The sequence below is a fragment of the Halorubrum sp. AJ67 genome, assembly GCF_000513435.1.
Map to the genome: position 1 here is coordinate 97,804 of NZ_CBVY010000004.1, position 19,546 is coordinate 117,349.

12 protein-coding genes are annotated in these 19,546 nt (G+C 53.9%); 5 read left to right on the forward strand and 7 right to left on the reverse strand.

Annotation, left to right across the window (positions count from 1 at the left end; all coding sequences use genetic code 11):
• Window positions 1-43 precede the first annotated feature (43 nt).
• From BN903_RS05920 to BN903_RS16520, 4 genes are all read right to left on the reverse strand, one after another.
• Window positions 44-931 carry a phosphatidylserine/phosphatidylglycerophosphate/cardiolipin synthase family protein gene (locus BN903_RS05920; RefSeq protein WP_195155728.1) on the reverse strand — a complete coding sequence of 296 codons (888 nt, stop codon included), beginning with the start codon at window positions 929-931 and terminating at the stop codon, window positions 44-46.
• A complete protein-coding gene (locus tag BN903_RS05925) occupies window positions 928-2,877 on the reverse strand; it encodes a DUF1998 domain-containing protein (RefSeq protein ID WP_052334924.1) in 1,950 nt (649 codons plus the stop codon). Before BN903_RS05925 ends, BN903_RS05920 begins: the two co-directional genes overlap by 4 nt.
• A gap of 2 nt (window positions 2,878-2,879) precedes the next feature.
• Complete coding sequence (locus BN903_RS05930; protein WP_048076857.1) at window positions 2,880-6,587, reverse strand: helicase-related protein; 3,708 nt, start codon at window positions 6,585-6,587, stop codon at window positions 2,880-2,882.
• Window positions 6,588-6,752: 165 nt separating this feature from the next.
• A complete protein-coding gene (locus BN903_RS16520) occupies window positions 6,753-9,218 on the reverse strand; it encodes a DrmE family protein (protein ID WP_154018054.1) in 2,466 nt (821 codons plus the stop codon).
• A 294-nt stretch (window positions 9,219-9,512) separates the two neighbouring features.
• Here BN903_RS16520 and BN903_RS05940 point away from each other — a divergent pair, with 294 nt between their 5' ends.
• The gene (locus BN903_RS05940; protein ID WP_048076859.1) at window positions 9,513-10,541 is read left to right on the forward strand and encodes a Cdc6/Cdc18 family protein; all 1,029 of its coding nucleotides are present in this window, start codon (window positions 9,513-9,515) and stop codon (window positions 10,539-10,541) included.
• An 18-nt stretch (window positions 10,542-10,559) separates the two neighbouring features.
• Here the strand turns inward: BN903_RS05940 and BN903_RS15615 are convergent, their stop codons facing one another.
• Window positions 10,560-11,027, reverse strand: coding sequence for an SOS response-associated peptidase (locus tag BN903_RS15615; RefSeq protein ID WP_255331276.1), 468 nt, complete (start codon window positions 11,025-11,027; stop codon window positions 10,560-10,562).
• Between the two features lie 95 nt (window positions 11,028-11,122).
• On the opposite strand from BN903_RS15615, the gene BN903_RS05950 reads away from it, so the two are divergent.
• Window positions 11,123-12,313, forward strand: a complete 1,191-nt coding sequence (locus BN903_RS05950; protein ID WP_048076860.1) for a restriction endonuclease — start codon at window positions 11,123-11,125, stop codon at window positions 12,311-12,313.
• Between the two features lie 67 nt (window positions 12,314-12,380).
• Window positions 12,381-14,108: a DUF2254 family protein gene (locus tag BN903_RS05955; RefSeq protein ID WP_052334925.1), complete on the forward strand. Its 1,728-nt coding sequence runs from the start codon at window positions 12,381-12,383 to the stop codon at window positions 14,106-14,108.
• Between the two features lie 443 nt (window positions 14,109-14,551).
• Here the strand turns inward: BN903_RS05955 and BN903_RS05960 are convergent, their stop codons facing one another.
• The gene (locus tag BN903_RS05960) at window positions 14,552-15,979 is read right to left on the reverse strand and encodes a hypothetical protein (RefSeq protein WP_052334926.1); all 1,428 of its coding nucleotides are present in this window, start codon (window positions 15,977-15,979) and stop codon (window positions 14,552-14,554) included.
• The gene (locus tag BN903_RS05965; RefSeq protein ID WP_048076861.1) at window positions 15,979-17,445 is read right to left on the reverse strand and encodes a hypothetical protein; all 1,467 of its coding nucleotides are present in this window, start codon (window positions 17,443-17,445) and stop codon (window positions 15,979-15,981) included. The genes BN903_RS05960 and BN903_RS05965 overlap by 1 nt, the downstream gene beginning before the upstream one ends.
• 103 nt (window positions 17,446-17,548) lie before the next feature.
• Here BN903_RS05965 and BN903_RS05970 point away from each other — a divergent pair, with 103 nt between their 5' ends.
• Window positions 17,549-18,400: a hypothetical protein gene (locus tag BN903_RS05970; protein ID WP_228841031.1), complete on the forward strand. Its 852-nt coding sequence runs from the start codon at window positions 17,549-17,551 to the stop codon at window positions 18,398-18,400.
• 5 nt (window positions 18,401-18,405) lie between these two features.
• Window positions 18,406-19,197 (forward strand): hypothetical protein, encoded by a 792-nt coding sequence (locus BN903_RS05975; protein ID WP_048076863.1) that lies wholly within the window; start codon window positions 18,406-18,408, stop codon window positions 19,195-19,197.
• The last annotated feature ends 349 nt before the right edge of the window (window positions 19,198-19,546 follow it).

Consider the following 19,546-nt stretch of genomic DNA (forward strand, 5'->3'; position numbering starts at 1 on the left):
ACTCTGATAGCGAGTGAATCCACAATACAAGCACCAACTCCGATTATAACGGGAGATCGACTGGGTACGAGTACTCGAATACTTCGTCAAACACCGTCACTGCATCCTTGATGATATCACCTTCAACAACGACACCGAATTCGAAGTTGGTTGTAAGGCTCGTATCGGTCAGGTTCGCGCTTCCGACGTAGCAGATCCGATCATCCACGATTACAATCTTCGCGTGAGTCGCAAACGCTTGGGACCCTTGACCCTCGTCCCATCGGTAGAGGTCTCTCACCTCGAAGTTGTCCCGGTGTTCCTCGTCAATCAAGTTCCACATCTTGTTGAGTGTCGTTCGTGTATCACCTTCCTCATCTGTGGTTTCACGGGTCAATAGTTGTGTCTCGACACCCCGCCGGGGGAGACTCGCAAGGTCGGACACGAGTTCGAGTGACGGGTCGAAGTATGGATTGGCGATCCGAACCGACGAATCGGCGTCGAACACTTGATTACGGATCGTAGAGGCGATGTCGGGAATCGAATGGACTCGTGCAGAAGTCGGTTCGAATCCACCCGGGAGTGTGGCCACGAACTCTACGGAATCGTCCTGATCTGTCTGGGAGGAACGACTGTCTGCGGCAATCACCGCAGCTTGTTGGGTCAGTACTCGATCTACTTCGGGAGGATCGACTTCGAAAGTGTAGGATGCAAAGCCCCGCTCGTCAACCTCCGATTGGGTGGCTGCCCCGTTCTTTTGAAGACAGGTGAAGAGGGCAGCTGCTTCACGGGTCGTTAGCGGCGTTTCTAACTCTCGGTCTACGTCGGCCCGAGTTACGTCTCTACGGTTAAGTGCCAGGATAGCATTCCGGATAGCGAAGACACGGTCGAGAGCGTCGAACTGGCGGACCACCGCGAAATTCGTACAAATAGTACTGTAGTTACCAGTCACACGTACTCTGACTCCCAGAACGCGGGTATTCGATCTCTGTCGCCGCCGACTAGATATCGGCGGTCAAGGTTCCCATTGGCGCTCTCGCAAGCGACTTCACTCATGTGGAGGCACGCGTGGCAGGCACCGTCCTCGTGTTCACACACGGGGTCGTACACGCACTTCTGGACGTCCGCAATCGTCTCATCCACCCAAGGGTGAATTCTCGTCTTGAACAGCGTGTGCATCCCTCCTAAGGAGAAGTGTTCGGTACTGCTCGCGTAGAGGAAGATCGCCGGGATGCTCGGCATCACGTACTCCGAGATGCTGTTGCTGTCGAGGCCACACTGACCACTCGCCGTTCGCATCAGCGCGTGACTCATCGAGTGAAGGAGGGTGTACACTTCCCGTGTGAGGTCGTCTTCGATAGGCGAGTAGTGGTCACGAAGTTCGTTCGTGTCTACGTTCTCCAGGAACCACTCCTTAAGGTCACTCTCATCGTCGGTATCGGGACGTTCGACATCACGCAGTGATCCCTTCTCGTCCAGCCACTCAATGATCGCGGCTCGATCTACTTGGAGGACGACGGCCTCAGAGGGGGTCTGGTCAACGTACACGGGGGTGCTGTCCTCACCCCGAGGATGTGGGAACGGCTGTAGGTCCGTCCGCGATCGTTCGGGGCGGTCGCGTGTGAATCCGAACGTGTAATTCAGCAGGGGGAGATTGTCCACGACCCACGCCGACGCAATATTCACTTTCTGGAGTTTTTCCGGGTATACCTCTGCCTCCGGATTCGATTCAAGGAAATCTTCCTGCTCCAAGAGACCGTCTAGAGACAGAGGAGTGGGTTGCCGTTTCATTCCATCCGTGGCGTCTAGATTCCCTTCGTATCCCTGAGTCGAGCGAAGGTAGGTGAAGAGTTCGTGAGAGAGCGTCGAGTATGCCTGATCTACGTCGCTATCGCCGCCTCGCTGCGAGGGGAGCTTCACACGTTCGCGGTTCTCTTCGACGACTTCCTCCCGCGTCGAACCCTTTATCGTGTCCTCCGCGACGTCGAAGACGTCCCCGAGATCCACACCACTCTCGATCATCCTTTCGACCTGCTCTGCACCCACTTTCTCCTTCAACTCCTCTATCTGTTTCTCCCGCCGTTTCGCGTCGCGTTCGTCCGTCGTCATCCGGCCGAGTTCCTCGTAGGTCTTCCCCTCCTCTTCAACGACGTCGTCAAGGTCACCGAGGTGGGCAGCCATCAGTACGCGGGCCCAGCTCTCTCCGTATTCGATGTCGTCGCTGTATCGCTGGTCGATTGGGAGATTGACAAGAACGTCGCCCTGGGAGTAGTAAACGGAGTTGCTCGCTATCGGCCGGAAGTACACTCGTTCCTTGTTGCACTTCGTACATCGCTTCGACATATTCCCACAGAAGTCACCACACTCGCCACAGTAGAAGTACCACGAGAGAGGATCGTTGATGTTCTGCTTGTTGAGGTAGATGTGGTCGTACCCGTGGTTCGGATCGCTACAGGGCTGCGGGTTGATCGACATCATGTTCCCGCAGTCGTGGACGAGGACGAAGGCGAGTTGGCGGAGCTCACCGCCACACTCGGGGCACTCCCCGTTGGTGTAGACGAAATGACTTGGCTCTTTCTTACTCACGACCCGGTGACAACTCCGGTTCTGACAGTACATGGTCAGGGGGTAGAGCGAGCCGACGACGCGATTCGGTCGGCGGAAATCCACATCGTCCACCGTGAGGTCTACCCAGGGGTCCTCGTCGTCGTTCCGGAAGCTGGATGCGTGAGTAGCGATCTGTTCCGCGACGTAGTTCGCGTCGAGGGAGCTTACCTTGTCGGTCTCCCACCGGGACACCTTCATCGACAGTCCCCGTCGCCCGTAGTCGAAGAGCGAATCGGGACCGAATCGGTACATCACCTGCGCCAGACCGCGTTTCATCTCTGAATCTGCCATGGTCACTGCCTCCTGTCGAACATATTCAGCACTTGTGCGGTACCCGTATCGATGTCAATCGGGAGCTGCTCGTCAATGTCTCGTAGACTCCGCATCGGTCCTCGGTCGTCCTCACTACGTTTGATCATGTTACCGATCCATCCCTGGTAACCGTCCTTCGGGTGTCCGGACATACATCGTTCCCAGATGTCCTCAAACTCCCGCTCAACTTTCCGCTCGTAGAGATCGACTGTCCGATCCTCCGCCCACTCGGGACGCTGTTCGGGCGTGACGCAGTAGGACCGCTTCACGAATTCGAGGAGTTCGTCTTTGTCGAGATCGCCTGCACGCTGTGCCTCTCGGAACGAGTCGTAGAGGTACACACGGCCGACCGAGGATTCGAGTTGTTCGTCGTAGTACTGAAGGAGCGTCGCAGCGAAGATACCCGGCATCGTACAACTCACCGCGAACTCGGCCCACCGTTCCAGCGGAGTCGCTTCGACAAGAAGATCCTGGAAGTCGTGGTACCGGTCGAACCGCGTGTAGTGTGAGCGGTCGCGGACGTGGACCGGATTAAACAGGTTGAAGACAGTACCCGTGACGTGACGACCGACACGGGAGTACGCCTGGATATACTCCGCCGTCTGTCGTGGCATCCCGAAGAACGAGATGAAGTTCAGCGTGTCCACGTCAACGCCGTGAGAGATCATACTCGTCGCGTTCACTATGTCCACGGGGTCGTCGGAGTCGTCCGATTCGAGGCGTTCCAACACGTCTCGAACGACATCGAACCCCGTCTCACCGCTCATCACTACGGAGTTCAGCGCGTCACGCTCCTCGTCTCGTGTCTCCAGCCACGGGTTGATCATGGAGGGAACAGCACGCTGGAGACGGTCGCTGTCTACCTTCTGGATGTTGTACGCGACCTGCGTATCGTAGTACTCCAAGATATCCAGGACAACGTTCCGTCTCTCCGAATCATCGTCGGGGAGATCAAGGTCAACGACCTCCCCGTACGGTGTCGTTCGGTGGTGTTCCCGTTCTAATGCCGTCGAGAGTTTGTCTGGGTTTCGCTGGTAGTGCTGGATGATGTCCGCGTACTCACGAAGAACTTCGACCAACGCGTACGTCCGCGATACGTTGTGAGGGACCGAGCCGACGATACGACGACCGAGTCGGTGGGGATCTTCGTACGCGTAGAACGACTGTTTGAGGAGCGGACCTGGAGAGGGGTAGGTGTTCACGTCCTTCCAGTAGAGGGCGTGAACCTGGTTCTCGGCACCCTTGATCGTCGCCGTCGCGGTGACGTTCTTGATGTCCCAGCCGTCACCGACCCTGTTGGCCCACTCTTGGAGGAACGTCTCGTAGTGGGAATCGAACGCGCCGAACTCCTCACGGAGCAAGTGGAGTTCGTCCTGAATCAGGATAGAGGGTGGGTCTACTGGATCAACGTCCTCTACGTCGTCGTCGCAGCTGTACCGTGAGTATCCCCGATTCGCCACTAAGCATCGGTTCTCTCCCGAGAAGCCGTGCTTCGGACAGCGTTTCTTCAACCGTCCGAAGAGAGTACGGAACCGACGTTGCATTCCGACGACCGCGATCTTGTCGATAGTGCTCACCACGAAGGTCGGGGCGTACCGGTAGACCTCTCGATCCGTCACGTAGATGGGGAGCTCCTCTTCGTCGCAGTCGTCGTTCGTACAGATGTGTAGGAGGCGCATCCGGTCGTAGTCGCCGTCCAGTTCAACGGCGTCCTCCCCACAAAACGGACACGTCGTCACGATCTTCCACTTTTCTGCGTATCGACTGTCTTCCTCTTTCACCAGACGGATGTTGTCGGTGAGGTTGTCGTCGTCATCCGTCTCCATCAATTGGTTTGGAGTGTTCCCGCTCCCGACGAAGTATCCGAGGCTGAACTCGTCGGTGTCTGGACACTCACGACGGCGAATCAGCTCCGCCTGCGCGAAGACATCCACGATACGCTGGAGTTGCTGTAAGGAGAGCAGCCGGAGAGGGAACTTCGTGAGGGCCGTCGTCCCGTGAGCCTTCCCTCGAAGTCGATCACGGAACGTGGCAAAGACCACGAGGCCGAGATACGCCTCGGTCTTCCCACCACCAGTAGGGAAGTAGATCACGTCAACCTCGTCCAAACAGTGGTTCTCCGCGTCGATATCTTCGGTTTGAGCTACGATGTCCGGGATGGCCATAACGATGTAGATGATCTGAAAGAGGTACCACTCCTCGTACTTCTCCCCCATCTGGTCGAACGTCTGGTTCATGAACTTGAACGCCGCTCGACTGTGGCCCACGTCGTCCCGGATGAGCTTCCGACCTTGGTCGAAGCGCCGTCGTTCCTTCTCGAACGCCTCCAAGTTCTCGTCGAACTTTTCGCGTGCTTCGTCGCTCCGGTCGGTTAGGACTTCGGAGCGCATCGACTCGTACTGTTCCCGGGCTTCTTCCATCTCCCGAGAGATACGGTCCAAGTGCGTCTCGATAGTCCCCCACGCGAAGTCACTGAACGGGGCCGAAAGTGTCTCTCGGCTACGGTACTTCCGCTGCTCGTGAATCGGAACGGTCACCGTCTTTATCGTGGTGGGATCGGTCCGTTCGACGCTACAGTTGCGTCCGAGACCGTCCATCTCGGGGTCGTAGTGGTACTCGTTCCTGATCTCGTCTGAGACGAACGGCTCAATCGGGGTCTCCTCGACAGAGACGTCGGTGTTGACGTCGAAGAAGAACGCCCGCCACTCCTCCCCTTTCGGGTCGAGCGCGTCGGGGTACTCGATACCGTGTTTGTTCACGAAGGAGACGGAGACGATGATGTCGTCCTCGTCGTATTGGGCTGTGAGTGATACCTCGAAATCCCACACCGGCGTCGGGGTTTCTCCACTGAATCGTTGTTCTAAGAATGTCTCGAAGGTTTCCTCGTCTTCGAGAGCAGTTTCGGGGATCTTGTCCGCGTTACGACGGTCTACCTCTTCTGGCGGGTCGGGCTCCCGGTACCGGCGCTCGTCTTGCCGGTAGGTCTCCATCGCATCCATCACCGCATCGTCGTCCGTGAGTGGGGGTAGCTCACCGTCGGATTGCGCCGCACGCTTCAGTTCACCCGCAGTGACTGTAAGAGGGCCGACGTCAATCTGGACTCGTTCGTACACCGGTCGCAGCTCCTCTAGCGATGCGTCGTCTCCAGCGTATCCAGCGGAGTCTTCGTCCTCGTCGTCTTCCGCCTCGGAGCCTTCGTCCTCCTCAGTTGGCGTGAGTGCGTCGTCCTCGGCTATCTCTGGATCGAACCCGACCGGCCCACCGAACTCCTGTTGCTCCTCGTAAGTTGGTAGACGGCGATAGTAGACCTTCGCAGTAGGACTGATCTCCACCGTCTCGTCGTCCGGAACTGACCCGGGGAGCTTGAACTGAAGCCCCATAGTGAAGGGGGCGACTCGTGTGGCGATGTTCCCGAACGCGTCGTCGGATTCCTGAGCTTCGCGGTACTGGAACTGACTCGCTAACGCACCTGCGAAGAACTGATCCTTCGGGTTAACGTCGTAGACTGTTTCACCGTACTCGCCGCGGCCAGTAATCCGTTCGACGAGCCGTTCAAGAAGGACGTTGTTGACAGCTTGGTGCTGCTGGTACTCCTTGTCGTCTTCTGTTATCTCGTATGCGTCGTCCGGTGGTCGAGCGTACTGACGAGAATCAGATTGAGGTGGAATTTCGCGCGGCCCGAGTCCCATATGCTCCCGTCATGGCAGAGTGTCATAAGTTTAGTGAGGGAGACGAGGTTAGGGAAGTTACAGAGATCGTGAGAACCGATCGATGACCCTATTTATAGTCCTATTTGCTGACGAAGGGTGAGCGGATTGGTATACGTACAGTAACTATGTATCTCACCAACTCCGTCAGAGTCCACGTAACCGACCGATCTGGGAACTCTTGGCCTCAACATCTTCCTCTATCGAGTGGACTTCCAGCCGATAGAGGTACTTCCCGATCTCGAAGTCGCTGAGACGGATATCTGGACTCTCAGAAAGCATTACGTCGTCAAGTGTCCCGTCGGCGGCAGATCGAAGTGCTGTCTGCCGGAGTGCTTTCTTCAGACGACTGTATATCGTCTCCATCTCCTGGACGGCGTTCCATACCTGGTTGAAGTTCTCTTTCACGCCTTCGAGATCGTACGCTTCGGCGATGGCCCAGAAGCTCTTCTTCGACCGCGTCCGATGGACTTCCATCTTGTACCACCGCTCGTAGGTGCCGTGTCCCTTGTCAAGACCCTGTTGTTTCATCTTCTCCATGAAGTCGTCAAGGTCGTCACCCGTCTCCTCCAAGGCGGCTTCAAGATTGACTTTCCACAGGTTGGCGTAGTAGTACAGTCCGACGTCCCCACGTTCACGGATCAACGCGTACAGTTGCTCACGCATCTCGTCTGTGTCTTCCAGGTGGACGACGACATCGTGTTTCTTGAGGCGTGAGGCGTTCTTCTTGAACAGTTTGTCGTGGCCCTCGCGTACCGAATACACTTCGGTATCCTTGCGGAAGTACATATACAGTCCATCGTCAAAGTGGACGTCAAGACAGTCGGTCTCAGTCCATCCGCCGGAGGTAGTCGTCTGTTTCGTGGAGGACGTCTCGTACTCAGTCGGGTCAAAGTCTTCACTGTCCTCGTAATCTGTCTCGTACCCTCGAACGATTTCACCCAGGTCTTCTCCTTCGGCCTCGTCTACGGAGATATCTCCACCGAGATCGCTCGTACTGGGTTCCTCATACTCGGGGAGGTCAATGTTTACACGTTCAACGTCCGCGGGTTCGTCCGTAGCGAGACGGGTCAGCTTATCGATCACCTTCCAGAACGAGGCATCCGCAATTGATTCGAAAGAACTCTCCACGGCATCAACTTGTGAGTGGAGGAGCCCCATCTCAATCGGATAGGCCAAGACGACAGCGTCAGTTGCGACATCGGTCCGGAGGAGATCGCGGTCAGCCCACCGGAGTGCACCGTAGAGAACGACGTGGTCCGTGGGGTCGGCTGAGCGAATACTGTGAGTGTCGTGTATCGCGAGATCGTCACCCAAGTCGCGATAGAGAGAAGCGTGCTCAGACTGGAGAAACATCGTGAGTGCCTGCTGTTGACTCTCTGTCGCAGTCACCACGGAAATCGAGTCTCCTCTGTCTAGCGCACCGTAGAGAAGATTGTTAACTAGTACGCCCTGCTTTTTGGCACTCGCAGGCGCATCGTCCCAACTATCCTCCAGCTCTTCAAGAGCCGAGACTACGTCACGGAACGTACCAGTTGCGGGATTAGCTTCTGGGTCAGACGCAATGCGTCCCGCGAACCGATCAAGTTGCGCAAGCCGGCTCGATATTGTTGTCCGCCGTGCATGAAAGTCGGCTACGTCGAGAGGGGTCAAGAGTTCGCGAAAACTCCCCAGAGCGTACCGTACGAGTTGCTGCCCGCGCTTGAGGATGTCCACATCCAACTCTCGTGTCAAGTACTCGAACTTCGCTCGGCGGTTGTTCGCTCGTTTTAGTGCCGTGAGAAGGTCTCCGTCGCCACATGTATGGACATCGATAGAGAGTCCCGAAACACGGTTCTGCTCCCGCCTAGCGACGGCCTGAGAACGTTGAGTCGTTGGACTCACTTCCTCGTCGGTACGTATCCACTCGCTCCCACTATCGCGGTCACTTTCGACCACAGCGGACAACAGCCGAGGTGGCCACGTCCACAAGAATGCCCGTCCCCGTAGTTTCTCCACAAGGTCTGACGTCGGATTACTCGTGAAGTAGATTATCGCAGGCACGTCATTTCGCTTTTTCCACTTCAATAATCGGAGGAGGCGTTCTTTGTCGTACTTCACAGAGTCGTCATAGATTACACATCGAACTCGGTCTCCGACATCGTCCGAAGGAATGCGCGTACTCGTGTACGAAAAGAGGAACCTGGCAGGCTTATCGGGATGGTTGAGGTTCTTCGTAACCGTCGCTAGGGATCCATCTTGCGTTACGTTAGCTATCGGAGTTTCCTCACGCGCGTAGCATGATTTATCGTGCGGTGGCCGTATCGACGTCGGAGACAGCTGCCGGAACCGTTCGCGGAATGCCGTGTTGGAGCTGAGGAGAAACACCGCGTTACGGCCATCTACCTTGGGTCCAAAGAGGGCTTCAAGCGCGTGGAGGTGTAGAAACTCGGATCTATCAGACGGTGTTACGATGACCAGATCCTGACCACGCTCAACCATCGCGTTGAGGAGGCCTGCGTGTACTCTCGTCGTGGCCGGGAAGTGGACTAGTCGCTCTTCATCAGCGAGGTTACCGGACGAGATGAACGGTGACTTAACTGCTGGCGTATCAAAGAGCACACTGAGCGACACACCTCTGACGGAACGAACAAGATTAGAAATAGTTTACTAAAGATCTCGTAATCCAGACGTACCCGTTTTGGTGAAACCTACTCCAAGCAGTCGGAGAGTGAATCTCTCAATGAGCATCTAATCGGTATTGGGAGATGAGTTCCCGGAAGTTTCCGGAAGCCTTGATTTTCCTCAAACACAAACCGAGAGACAGCGTAGGGTATCAGACCCAGAAGATGGTACTATGCGAAGGTTTCCGGAAACAACCCGGTTACGCTTTTATGACTAGACGGGAAACAAGTTGAGCAGTAACAGATGATCCGCGATGCTCGCGTTCTCCGCGCCGGGTTCGTCCCTCGGGAAGTTGAGCATCGCGACGCCGAAGTCAACCACCTCTCTAGCGTCCTCAAGCCCATCACGAACGGAGAACCAGCCGACACGGCTATCGTCACCGGACCCAGCGGGACGGGGAAGACGTGTATCTCGCAATTCGTCACCGAACGCTTGCGTGAGGAAGTCCTCGACGTCGAGGCCATCTACGTCAACTGCTGGCGAAACTACACCCGGTTCCGCACGCTCTACCAAATTCTCGACAACCTCGGCGCCACCATCGACATCCACCGGCAGTCGACGCCCCACGACGAACTCGTCGACCGGCTCCAGCAGCACGACGGCCCGCGAACGGTCGTCATCCTCGACGAGGTCGACCAACTGGAGGACCCCAGCGTCATCTACGACCTCCACAGCCTCCCGCAGTTCGCGATCATCTGCATCGCGAACAAGGAAGAGGAGCTGTTCAGCCGCGTCGACGACCGCCTCGTGAGCCGCCTGCGCTCCAGCGAACACGTCCGGATGGACAAGTACCACGACGAGCAGCTATACGATATTCTGAGTGCGCGGGCAAAGTGGGGCCTCGACGAGGGCGTCATCACCGACGACCAGCTCTACCGGATCGCCGATGCGGCCGCCGGCGACGCCCGCCTCGCAATCGGTATCCTCCGAACGGCCGCCGGCAAGGCTGATCGTGAGAACCACGAGCGAATCACCGACGACATCCTCCTAGACGCCGCGGAGGATGCTCGGGCCCAAATCAAGCAGAAGAGTCTCGACTCGCTCACGCCGCACCAGCGCGTCGTCTACGACATCGTTGGCGAGCACGGCCCGGTCGGGCCGAGCGAGATCCACGAGCGCTATTCCGAGGACGTCGATGATCCGCGGACGAAACGGACTATCCGCACGTACCTCTCGAAGATGGAACAGTACAACCTCCTCGAGGCGGAGGGGACGAGTCGGGACCGAAAGTACTCGCTCGTCGATTCGGCAGCGGCGTCGCCGATGCAGTGACCGTTCCGCCGTCAACTGTTAGGAACTGAACTCGCCGAGGCCCGATTGCTCGTGGTCCAGTAGCTCAATGACCTGGGGATCGTCGTTGCCGGGGTTGTTGACCCGCGTCGAAATCTCGTAGGCGTCCAGATCGTCCTTCGGGTACGGCTGGCACAGTTCCTTGCGGGTGTTCGGGTCTGCGGCGAGCCAGTCGGACTCAGCGTCCTTCGGGAGGACGACCGGCATCCGGTCGTGGATTGAGTTCATGAGGTCGTTCGGCTCCGTCGTGAGAATCGTGACGCACGAGATCGTCTCGTCGTCGCCCTCCCAAACGTCCCAGAGCCCGGCCATCGCGAATGCGGGGTCGTCCTCTCTGTAAATCCGGTAGGGCTGCTTCGACCCGCCGTTCGGCGATTTCCATTCGTAGAACCCTGACGAGGGGACCAGACAGGGCCGGGACTCCCACGCCCCTTCGAAGTTGGCGTCGTGATCTACCGTGCCGCACAGAACGTGCTACAGATAGCGATGAAGGGGATGTAGCAGAGAAAGCGTCCTACGGGTTGCGAACCATTTTGTCACCGGGAAAGCAAACTAAAGAGTATATGGACGACCTCGAATTTGCCCTCGCCAATCTCCGAGGCTATCCTTTCGAGAAATTTGCTATGGCATATCTACGTGAACAGGGATACCAGGTTCACGAAAGCGGGAGCTCCGGCCCTGATGGAGGATGGGACGGCCAAGTCGAAATCAGTGGTAGAGAAGGTATCGCCCACGCCAGCGTCCAAGAAACCTGGAGACGTAAGCTCCGTAGTGACGCCGAAAAGGTCAAACAACTGGAAGAGGAGAGAGGAGAAGACTACGACCTCTTCGTTTTCGTCACTAACCAAGATGTGGGCGGCAGGCAGGAACTGGATCTGCAGGATGAGATCCGAGAAGAGTACGGTTGGAAACTGCGGATCCATCACCGAGAAGAGATTCTCGGAGAACTACGGCAAAACAGTCAGGACTTGGCCGAAGAATTTCTAGATGTCGATCTACAGAAGGATCACGACCACATCCAAGAAATCGAAGAACTATGCAGCGACCGACTTGACAAGTTACAGGCCCGTGATGGATACGCAAGCGAGCTAATCGAAGGCCCAGCTATTGCACTACACATCATCCCAAACGGCGTATTGTCCAAGAGCAAGAACCGGTCAGGCGATCTCCCGAACCCATCCATTATTTTCGAAGAAAGGGAGAACTACGGCGAATCTAAAGGGAAGCACACGATTTCATACGGCAGAGGTGGATCTCCCGGAGAACACCACGCCTACGCTGTCCTGAGGAACGATGGTCTATATGAATCTGCCTCTGTCTCCGCTTTCCACGAGAAATACGAAGATCTGTGGCTGCAAGGTTTCATCCAAGACGGTGTCGGGATAGGCCTTGATGCTGCGATTATACTGGCAGCGAGAGAGACGATGATGGACCTGTCTAAGATGGGTTTCTCGGGAACAACCTTCGCATTTGTTTCACTCCTTGATGCAGGAGACGTACAGCTCGTAACGCCGGACCATCTCGGCAGTAGTTTACATCGTTCTCCGAAGACTATTGACACCGACCGTTATACGACGGAGTACGCTACTTTACAGATCGGCAGTGAACAAGTAATTGAAGGCCTTGAACCAGTCCTCGACGAATTATGGAGACAGTTTGGGGATGATGGAAGTCCGAATATCGAGGACGGGAAGTGGACACGACAATCTTGCAAAGTCCGAGATGGAATGACAATAGAGGAAGGGGATCAGTGATATCCTGCTCATTTTGCTCCCCAAACCCCGTGTAGATAAGACAGGCCGGTAACATTGTCCCGATTGAATGAAGGAACCGCTCCGCTGGCCAGTCCCAGCAATCTTCGCTGTCGTTGCTGGGGTATCTATACTCGCAGCAGAACTCACGAACTATGATCTCTCAGGTAACGGCCAGCAAGTCCTCTCAACACTGGCGTCAATTCAGGCAGCGGTCTTTGCCATCGTCTTCTCCGTTGTCATCCTCGGAATCCAACTCTCAACATCAAGATACTCCACCAGGTTAGCCGACTTGTTCAGATCCGACGGAGCATACAAGAAAACAGTCGGTGTCTTCGCAGCCTCACTCGCAGCCGACATCATCGGCCTACTCGCATTCACACACGTCTCACGATTCACACTCAGACTCTTGACCTCTGTCGCTCTCGGCCTCGCATCTGCCTCATTTGCTTTGCTGTACTTCTTCGTCGACAGAACCCTGGAACAGACCACACCCGAGGGAATCATCAAACGAGTCAAGCAAGAGCTCACACCAAGTCAGATAATAGCCGACGCCGAAGCCGCTGACAACGACCCATCCGAAACAGATCCCTTCCTCGTTCCAGTATCCATCGTCAGATCCGCGATCGATGACAGGGACGTACCCGCTGCAACACGAGCTCTCAACGTCATCGACAACCAAGTCGAAGAGCTTCTGAAACAGGTATCGACAGATCAAGTCGAGGACGACAGCCCGGTAGGTGACTCTCTCGAAGAACTCTGTACGAATAGGCTTCCAAGTGCTGGAGAGAAAAGCGTTGACGAAGACCTGGAAGAAGCCGGCTCCGAAGCCGTCGACACGCTATCCTCGATCGGAAACAACTCGGTTGAACAAGAACTCGAACCCGTCGCAATACACAGCTCGCAAGGCCTCGGTAAACTCGTCAGCAACGTAGACTTCAGCACAACCGGGGAGAACATTCGGAAGGAAGCAGTCGATGATTCGGGGGAAGTTCTTAAAGAGGCAGCTGAAGCTGAGCTGTGGGACACCGCCGGGACAGGAACCAGAATCCTTGGCTGGCGAGCCGCACAATCAGTGGTAAGACGAGGGGCTACAGAAAGACGCAAACTGCCGTACACCTCCCTTTCCCTGAAGTACATCCCGGAGGTATTCGAGGAAACAGTAGAAGGAGCTCCAGACGAAGCTGATAGCCTAGATCTCTTCAGAAGAGCATCTCGCAGAGAAGAAGATGACTGGACCTCGCCTGAAGAATGGGCATTATGGAGCTGCTATGCTTCGATGGCAGAGATTACCTCTGCGTTCATCCGGTATGAAGTCCAACACGGGGAGGAGATCGTGGACTGGAGCAGTGCTGGTAGTGGCTGGACAAAATGCATCTCAATACTCAAAGAATCCGGCCATGAAGAAATGCTGCGGCAGTGGCTTGGAACGCTTCTCTACCTGGAGTACATTGAGTCCGAGGTCGACACCCAGCTGATGTCGAACTTCAATGCCGCTGCCAGGTACGACGTCTCGGAAGATTCGATGGATCAAACCATCGATGAGATCCTAAGTGAGGATCTGGATGTTCAATCCAGAATCGATTCTCTGCCAGGTCAGATAGATCCTGTTGAATATCCCAGGACTGGTTCTACGGTACGGCCAGTTTCTGATCCAGATTATCCGTTTGAGGAGTGGCTGGAGTTCCACAAAGAGATCTATTTGGACCGGGCGAAGGGCAGCGGAATGTATGCAGAGATCGAAGTCGAAAGAGGCGATGATGGTCGGGAAGACGATGGCGAAGATACTGATTCGTGACAATTCAGGCTTTAAAAACGAGTTTTGAGAAAGATACTACAGGGTTTTCCCAAGACTCGGAGGTAGATAGACGATCGACGATGTCAGGATAGACGGAACAGACTACAGAATCACGGATCACGCTCGGCTTCGCTGGACTATGCGGATCAATACCTCCGAGAAACTAAACGAGGAACACATCGATAACAGTGTCCGAGTCAATCTATCCGGAGGATACGAACGAGGGTTCTGGAACCAGAACCACGGCGCAATTCTCCTCGTAAGCGCTGACTCAATCTCCACCGTCATACCAGGAACCGATCTCGGCCTGAACGAAGACTTGGAACAGTGCTGCAGCTGCGGGGCCTTGATTATGGAAGACTGCCGTTTGGACAACTGTCGATGGTGTGGAGAAGAGGACTTCTAAGAGCCAGCTACCGTTCAAAATATTTCCTGAGAAGAGGTCACATATAGTAGTAATAGTGGTAGGGGAACATCTCTTCAGGAAGCTCACCAGCTAGTGGTTCAGCAAGAATATCACTGACTGCATCTGCGATTCCAACTGTAACAGGGAGCTTTTTACAGAAATCAGAGCTGTTCCAATCCAGCTTAGAGAACGATAAAATCTCTTCACAGATCTCTCGGTAAGATGTAGATTGCACATCACTGTGTGGTCGGACAACGATCGGCTTTGGCATCCCTGAATCGTCGTACGCTGAAATCTCTGGAACAAAGCCTTTGGTGTACAGATAGTACTCTTTCTTTCCAAGAGGAAGAACGACAGTCCCTCTCAAAGGCGGGTACTGAGTATTACTGAACAACCGAATCGGATGGCGTTCGCGGATCGTGATGAAATCCCGAGCAGCGACCTCAGAGGACCCATCTTTGAAACCCTCCGTCTCTTTCTCCCAGAAATTAGATGACTTATGAATCACCAATCTTCCCGGCATCTCACCTTGTCGGTCACCAAAGCGCCTTAAGATTGTCTCAATAAGCTGTTTAGCATCTTCACGGTTCAGATGGGTTCTTCCCGTGTCCTTGTCACTCGCTATATCTTTGACAGGGTCGCCCCGGATTACGAAGTTCTCCCCGGTCTCCATGAACACCTGCGCAATTGAGGCTCTAGTATCGGGATCTGTTCCGCGTTCATCGTAAAAAGACACACCCACATAGCAGGTTCTCGACTTCAGCTCAGTTAGTTTCCAAGGACGGCCTCGACGAGCTTTGTACAGTAGTCCCACAGCGAGATTCCAAGCCACTTCACGACGTGGTTGAACATCCTCGTCGCGGAGGGTATCTGGCCCGATTAGTTGAGTTGGAGTCTCATTCAGCATCCCAAGCAGCTTAATCCGGCTTCTAAAGTCAGTGTCCTTGGTCCTAATCCGTCCTCCCTTTTTATCGCCCGTCAGGATCTCCACTAAATCTGGAGGGATGCTTACGATAACTACGTCCGGTGAGGGAGTGGTCGAGCAGACGTTCTCGATGTGATATTCGATATTATCCAACGCCATTTCCACCTGCTGCTCCTCATCTCTGACTTCCTGGAGTGCGTCGACGTGATCGCCCTCAATCTCACTACGCCACTTCTGACGCTGATCGAAGGACATCTGCAGTTCTGATTCTGAACCGAGTCCCGGAAACGGCTGGTTCCATCTCTCTCTGTCTGAACCTTCTGGAAGGACGCCGTGCCGCATCTCTTCCAGAAGATCTCGGACCGCGGATATCGACCAGCTGTCTCCAACAATCCCTATCCGAACGATCTCATGATCGGAGCCATCGCGAGGTGGACAGGGTCCGTACTCAAGAAGGCCAGCACGCGGATCCTTTGCTTTCTCCTCACCGGCAAACACTAGCTCCGGTTCACGTAAGCGAGAGATTTCAAATTCAGACATCAGTATGAGTCAACCTCTGGCGACATGAGCTCATTTCTCTCACTGGTATCTTTTGGTGGGCGTTTTCGGACCTCTAAATCATCTATCTCAGAGAAGTACATTGCCTGAGGGTGATCTCGCTCCTCGTCTTCGAAAAGAGACTGATTCTGTGGGGGATCTTCGGTCAAATCAAGATACGAGCGCCATTGGCGGAATTGAGCCTTGAAATTATTAGGCCGGTGGTATCCGTCACTTTGCAAATCGTCGTGTAGCTTGCTCGCCTGATCTCCGCTAATTATGTTGTTTCCGTAGCCTCTCCGTGAGAACAGCCATCCGGTTTCGACGAAAACATAGAAGTCACCATCATATTGTCTGAATTGAGGAACTCCATATCTGTGAGCGATAGAACGCCCCCTCTCCATGGTAACTTTCCAACCCTCTACAAACGTCTGCTCAGGTTCGTCTTCTTCTACGCTGTCTTTGTCCGGATTGTGTTGGAAGATTAGCCGGTTTTCGTAGTCGTGCCTCACCAGCTTACAGGTATCGTAGTTCTCGACACCTCTCTTCTTTAGGAAGCGGTTGAACAGTCTCTTAGCGATCTCATCTGCTTTTTCGACATCTTCCAGCCACTGATCGAAGCTCTGTTCTTTGATGGAATCTGTCTCGATGAACTTCAATAGAGAATCCTCCATCTCTTCTGGAGGGGTTAGACTGTAGATTTCATCTCCCTCTATCCAAATTGGAGAATACCACTCATTTGCCTCATACACATCCCGATGGCGATCAGCAGTACAAATGCCAACATAGATATAATCTGGATACTCCTCAAGTTTGAGGAAGTTAGGTATCAGCGTCTCTGGACGGTCATAGGGCCTATTCTCTTTCGTATAGAAATCCCATTTTGATCGATCTACTGACTGCTCGTCTTCCGTCATTTGCTCAAGGCGATCCCAGCCAGCGCGGTGGATAAATACGTCTTCTAAGAACCGCTTGAAGTGCTCAAACTCATATTCGCGGAATTTCTCCGTCTCCTGGTCATTCAGTTCATGCCTACTGACAACCTCATCATAGTAGTTCTTGATCGCATCGTCTGTGCTGACTCGTGGCTTGAAAATTCGCTTCCACTTATCAGGGGCCTGGAAATGAGGAGAGTAGACATGATACTCGAACTCTCGGCTCTGTTCATGATAGTCGAGAAAGGTACGTGCGAGCTCAGTGACGAAACTCTCATCTAAACGTGAAACTTCGCCTGCCTTGGCTTCTACACGGATCCGTTTCTCAAACTCACTGCTAACTTTCTCTGCATCCAGACAATAGAAATCCTCAGAGATACCTACAGCAGCTAGATCCTCCGTAGTGGCGTGGTGGTCCGATCGCCGTTCAATACTGTTCCCTCGTGCCCGGAGATACTCGGCTATCCGGTTCTTGTATTTCTCTCCTGTATGGAAACTTGCCTCACTTCCACCTTCATGATCGAACCACGGCATTAGTACCGATTGAACAAATTCCCTTCTCCACCTTTATTCTATCTCCCAAGAATCTATACACGATGACCTCAACACCTTCATACGAAATCATATGCAGGACGCCTTGGACCTGGAAGAATTGGTAGCAGTCCTTTTAGAAGAACATGAATACGGAGACTCACTCAAGCCCAAGGCGTTCCACAAAGTCCTCTATTTCGTTGAGCAAGAACTTGAGCAGGAGCGAGTGCCAGTTCAGGTCCCTAAATTCTGGTATATGTATGGAGCAGTCGTCGCAACGTCAAACTCAAATATTAATGTGGACATCAGTGATGGCGGTTCCTCAGTAACCAGCAATCTAGATCTCGATGATATCGATGTGTCAGAGGGAGTCCTTCGACGCAGTCAAGAAGCTATTAGCAGAGCTCTTGACGATTACTACGATCTCGGGCTTGACAGTATCACGAACAAGATGTATGAAGAGGCTCCGTATGACGTGCAGCGACACTATCGCCAGCTGGATAAGCAATTGACAGCGGCTGCCGACACAGGTCAAATGACTCTCGACGGTGGGAAAAACGAGGCACGGACCAGAGAAACCGTGTATGATCTTCTGGAGAGCTTTCCACTGGATGAGTTTCCGGAATACGAGAATGATTTGTATATCTGGTACCGATTAGTCAGTGCTCAAATCGACTCCGATGACTACGATCCCGATGAAGCACATCGAATCTCTGAAACCTTCTGGAGGCTATTCTGCTTAGAATTGGCATGTCGGGAGAACAGTAGATTATCGCATAGTGAGGTCGCCGAAGAGCTGGGTGTCGATAGTATAGAAGGAACAAAAGAGGAGCTTCGATCATTTCTACTTGAGCAGGAAAAGCAGAAGGCCCGAAGAAATGCTCGAGAAAGTGAAGCAGCGATCAAAGCAGCGGAAGCGTTCGTTGCTCCTCACTTAGAGTTTGACGTGAAAATCTAATAGCGATGGCTAGGTACTTCCTTGACACCGGCCCAATTGTTGGAATTACTTTCCTCCACGACCTGTGGCGAACTGAATCAGAAAGGCTGTTCGACACAGACAATACTCTCTATACCTGCCAAACCGCGGTCTACGAATACTGCAATAGAACCGACTCAAACTCTGTGGAGACGGCGGACATCGATTGGGAAACGGAGGAGGGCCGATTCGGTGATAAATTCTCGACCGTTCGAGCAGCTCAGGGCAATCTAGACATCAAGCTCCGTTCCTATGATGATGACGAGCTTGACCTAGACACTCTCGTGGACCTGTTCATTACTGAAGCTCGAATCAAGGAGAATGTCTTCCCTCAAAGCTTGATCAACGAGTACATTCGACCCAATCTTGAGGATTTCCTATCTGAGGAGATAGGCGATCAAGATCTGACCTCCAAGGTTGCTCGCCAAGCGATGGACGCTCTTTGTGACACGATTCAGACCCAGGCGAGAAATAAAAAGAACTGTCTGAAGAGACGGGTCAAGATGGCTCCGGAGCAGGATGGAGACTGGGAGATGGAGAAAAGACAGTTAGATTTTGTCGGTTATCGAGATCGTCTTATTCTATGCGATGCGGCATACATGAAGGACCGAGGCCTCCTGGACAAGGTTGTCACAGTAGATTCTAATCATATGTATGATAACCAGAAGAAGATCGAGGCGATACTGGGTATCCGGATTCTCCTCGTCAAGGACGAGTTCGCTGATGATACCTCTTATCTCACGAGTGGTGCTGAGTCCAAGGGGCAAGACACGGATTAGAGGAAAACAGTCGAACCGGGTTTCTACTCCCGGTAATAGGCAAGGAGAGGGAACGAAGATACTCGGCTACGGGTTATCCTGTACTTCTCGGAAGGCCTCTCTCAATTCTCGTAACGAAACACGGCGAGAATGATCTCGGTTGACCGGTGCTTTTAGCAGCCTAGCTTCCGCCAAGTCAGAAAGCACCCTTACCTGCTTCTGTACAGATTTTCGCGTTGCCAAGCCGCTCTGGATATTCAACGTGGAAAGAGATCGTGTGACACCTATATCTCGTTTAGTGAAGGCTGCTTTTCTTGTTTTTCGCCGTCCTCCTATCCTTGATTTTCATTGAGGCATTCCGAGCTGTTTT

Excerpts from the sequence above, each read along its gene's own strand:
- BN903_RS05925 (WP_052334924.1), bottom strand. The coding sequence starts at position 2,877 with ATGGCAGATTCAGAGATGAAACGCGGTCTGGCGCAGGTGATGTACCGA.
- BN903_RS05930 (WP_048076857.1), bottom strand. The coding sequence starts at position 6,587 with ATGGGACTCGGGCCGCGCGAAATTCCACCTCAATCTGATTCTCGTCAG.
- BN903_RS05940 (WP_048076859.1), top strand. The coding sequence starts at position 9,513 with ATGATCCGCGATGCTCGCGTTCTCCGCGCCGGGTTCGTCCCTCGGGAA.
- BN903_RS05950 (WP_048076860.1), top strand. The coding sequence starts at position 11,123 with ATGGACGACCTCGAATTTGCCCTCGCCAATCTCCGAGGCTATCCTTTC.
- BN903_RS05955 (WP_052334925.1), top strand. The coding sequence starts at position 12,381 with ATGAAGGAACCGCTCCGCTGGCCAGTCCCAGCAATCTTCGCTGTCGTT.
- BN903_RS05960 (WP_052334926.1), bottom strand. The coding sequence starts at position 15,979 with ATGTCTGAATTTGAAATCTCTCGCTTACGTGAACCGGAGCTAGTGTTT.
- BN903_RS05965 (WP_048076861.1), bottom strand. The coding sequence starts at position 17,445 with ATGCCGTGGTTCGATCATGAAGGTGGAAGTGAGGCAAGTTTCCATACA.
- BN903_RS05975 (WP_048076863.1), top strand. The coding sequence starts at position 18,406 with ATGGCTAGGTACTTCCTTGACACCGGCCCAATTGTTGGAATTACTTTC.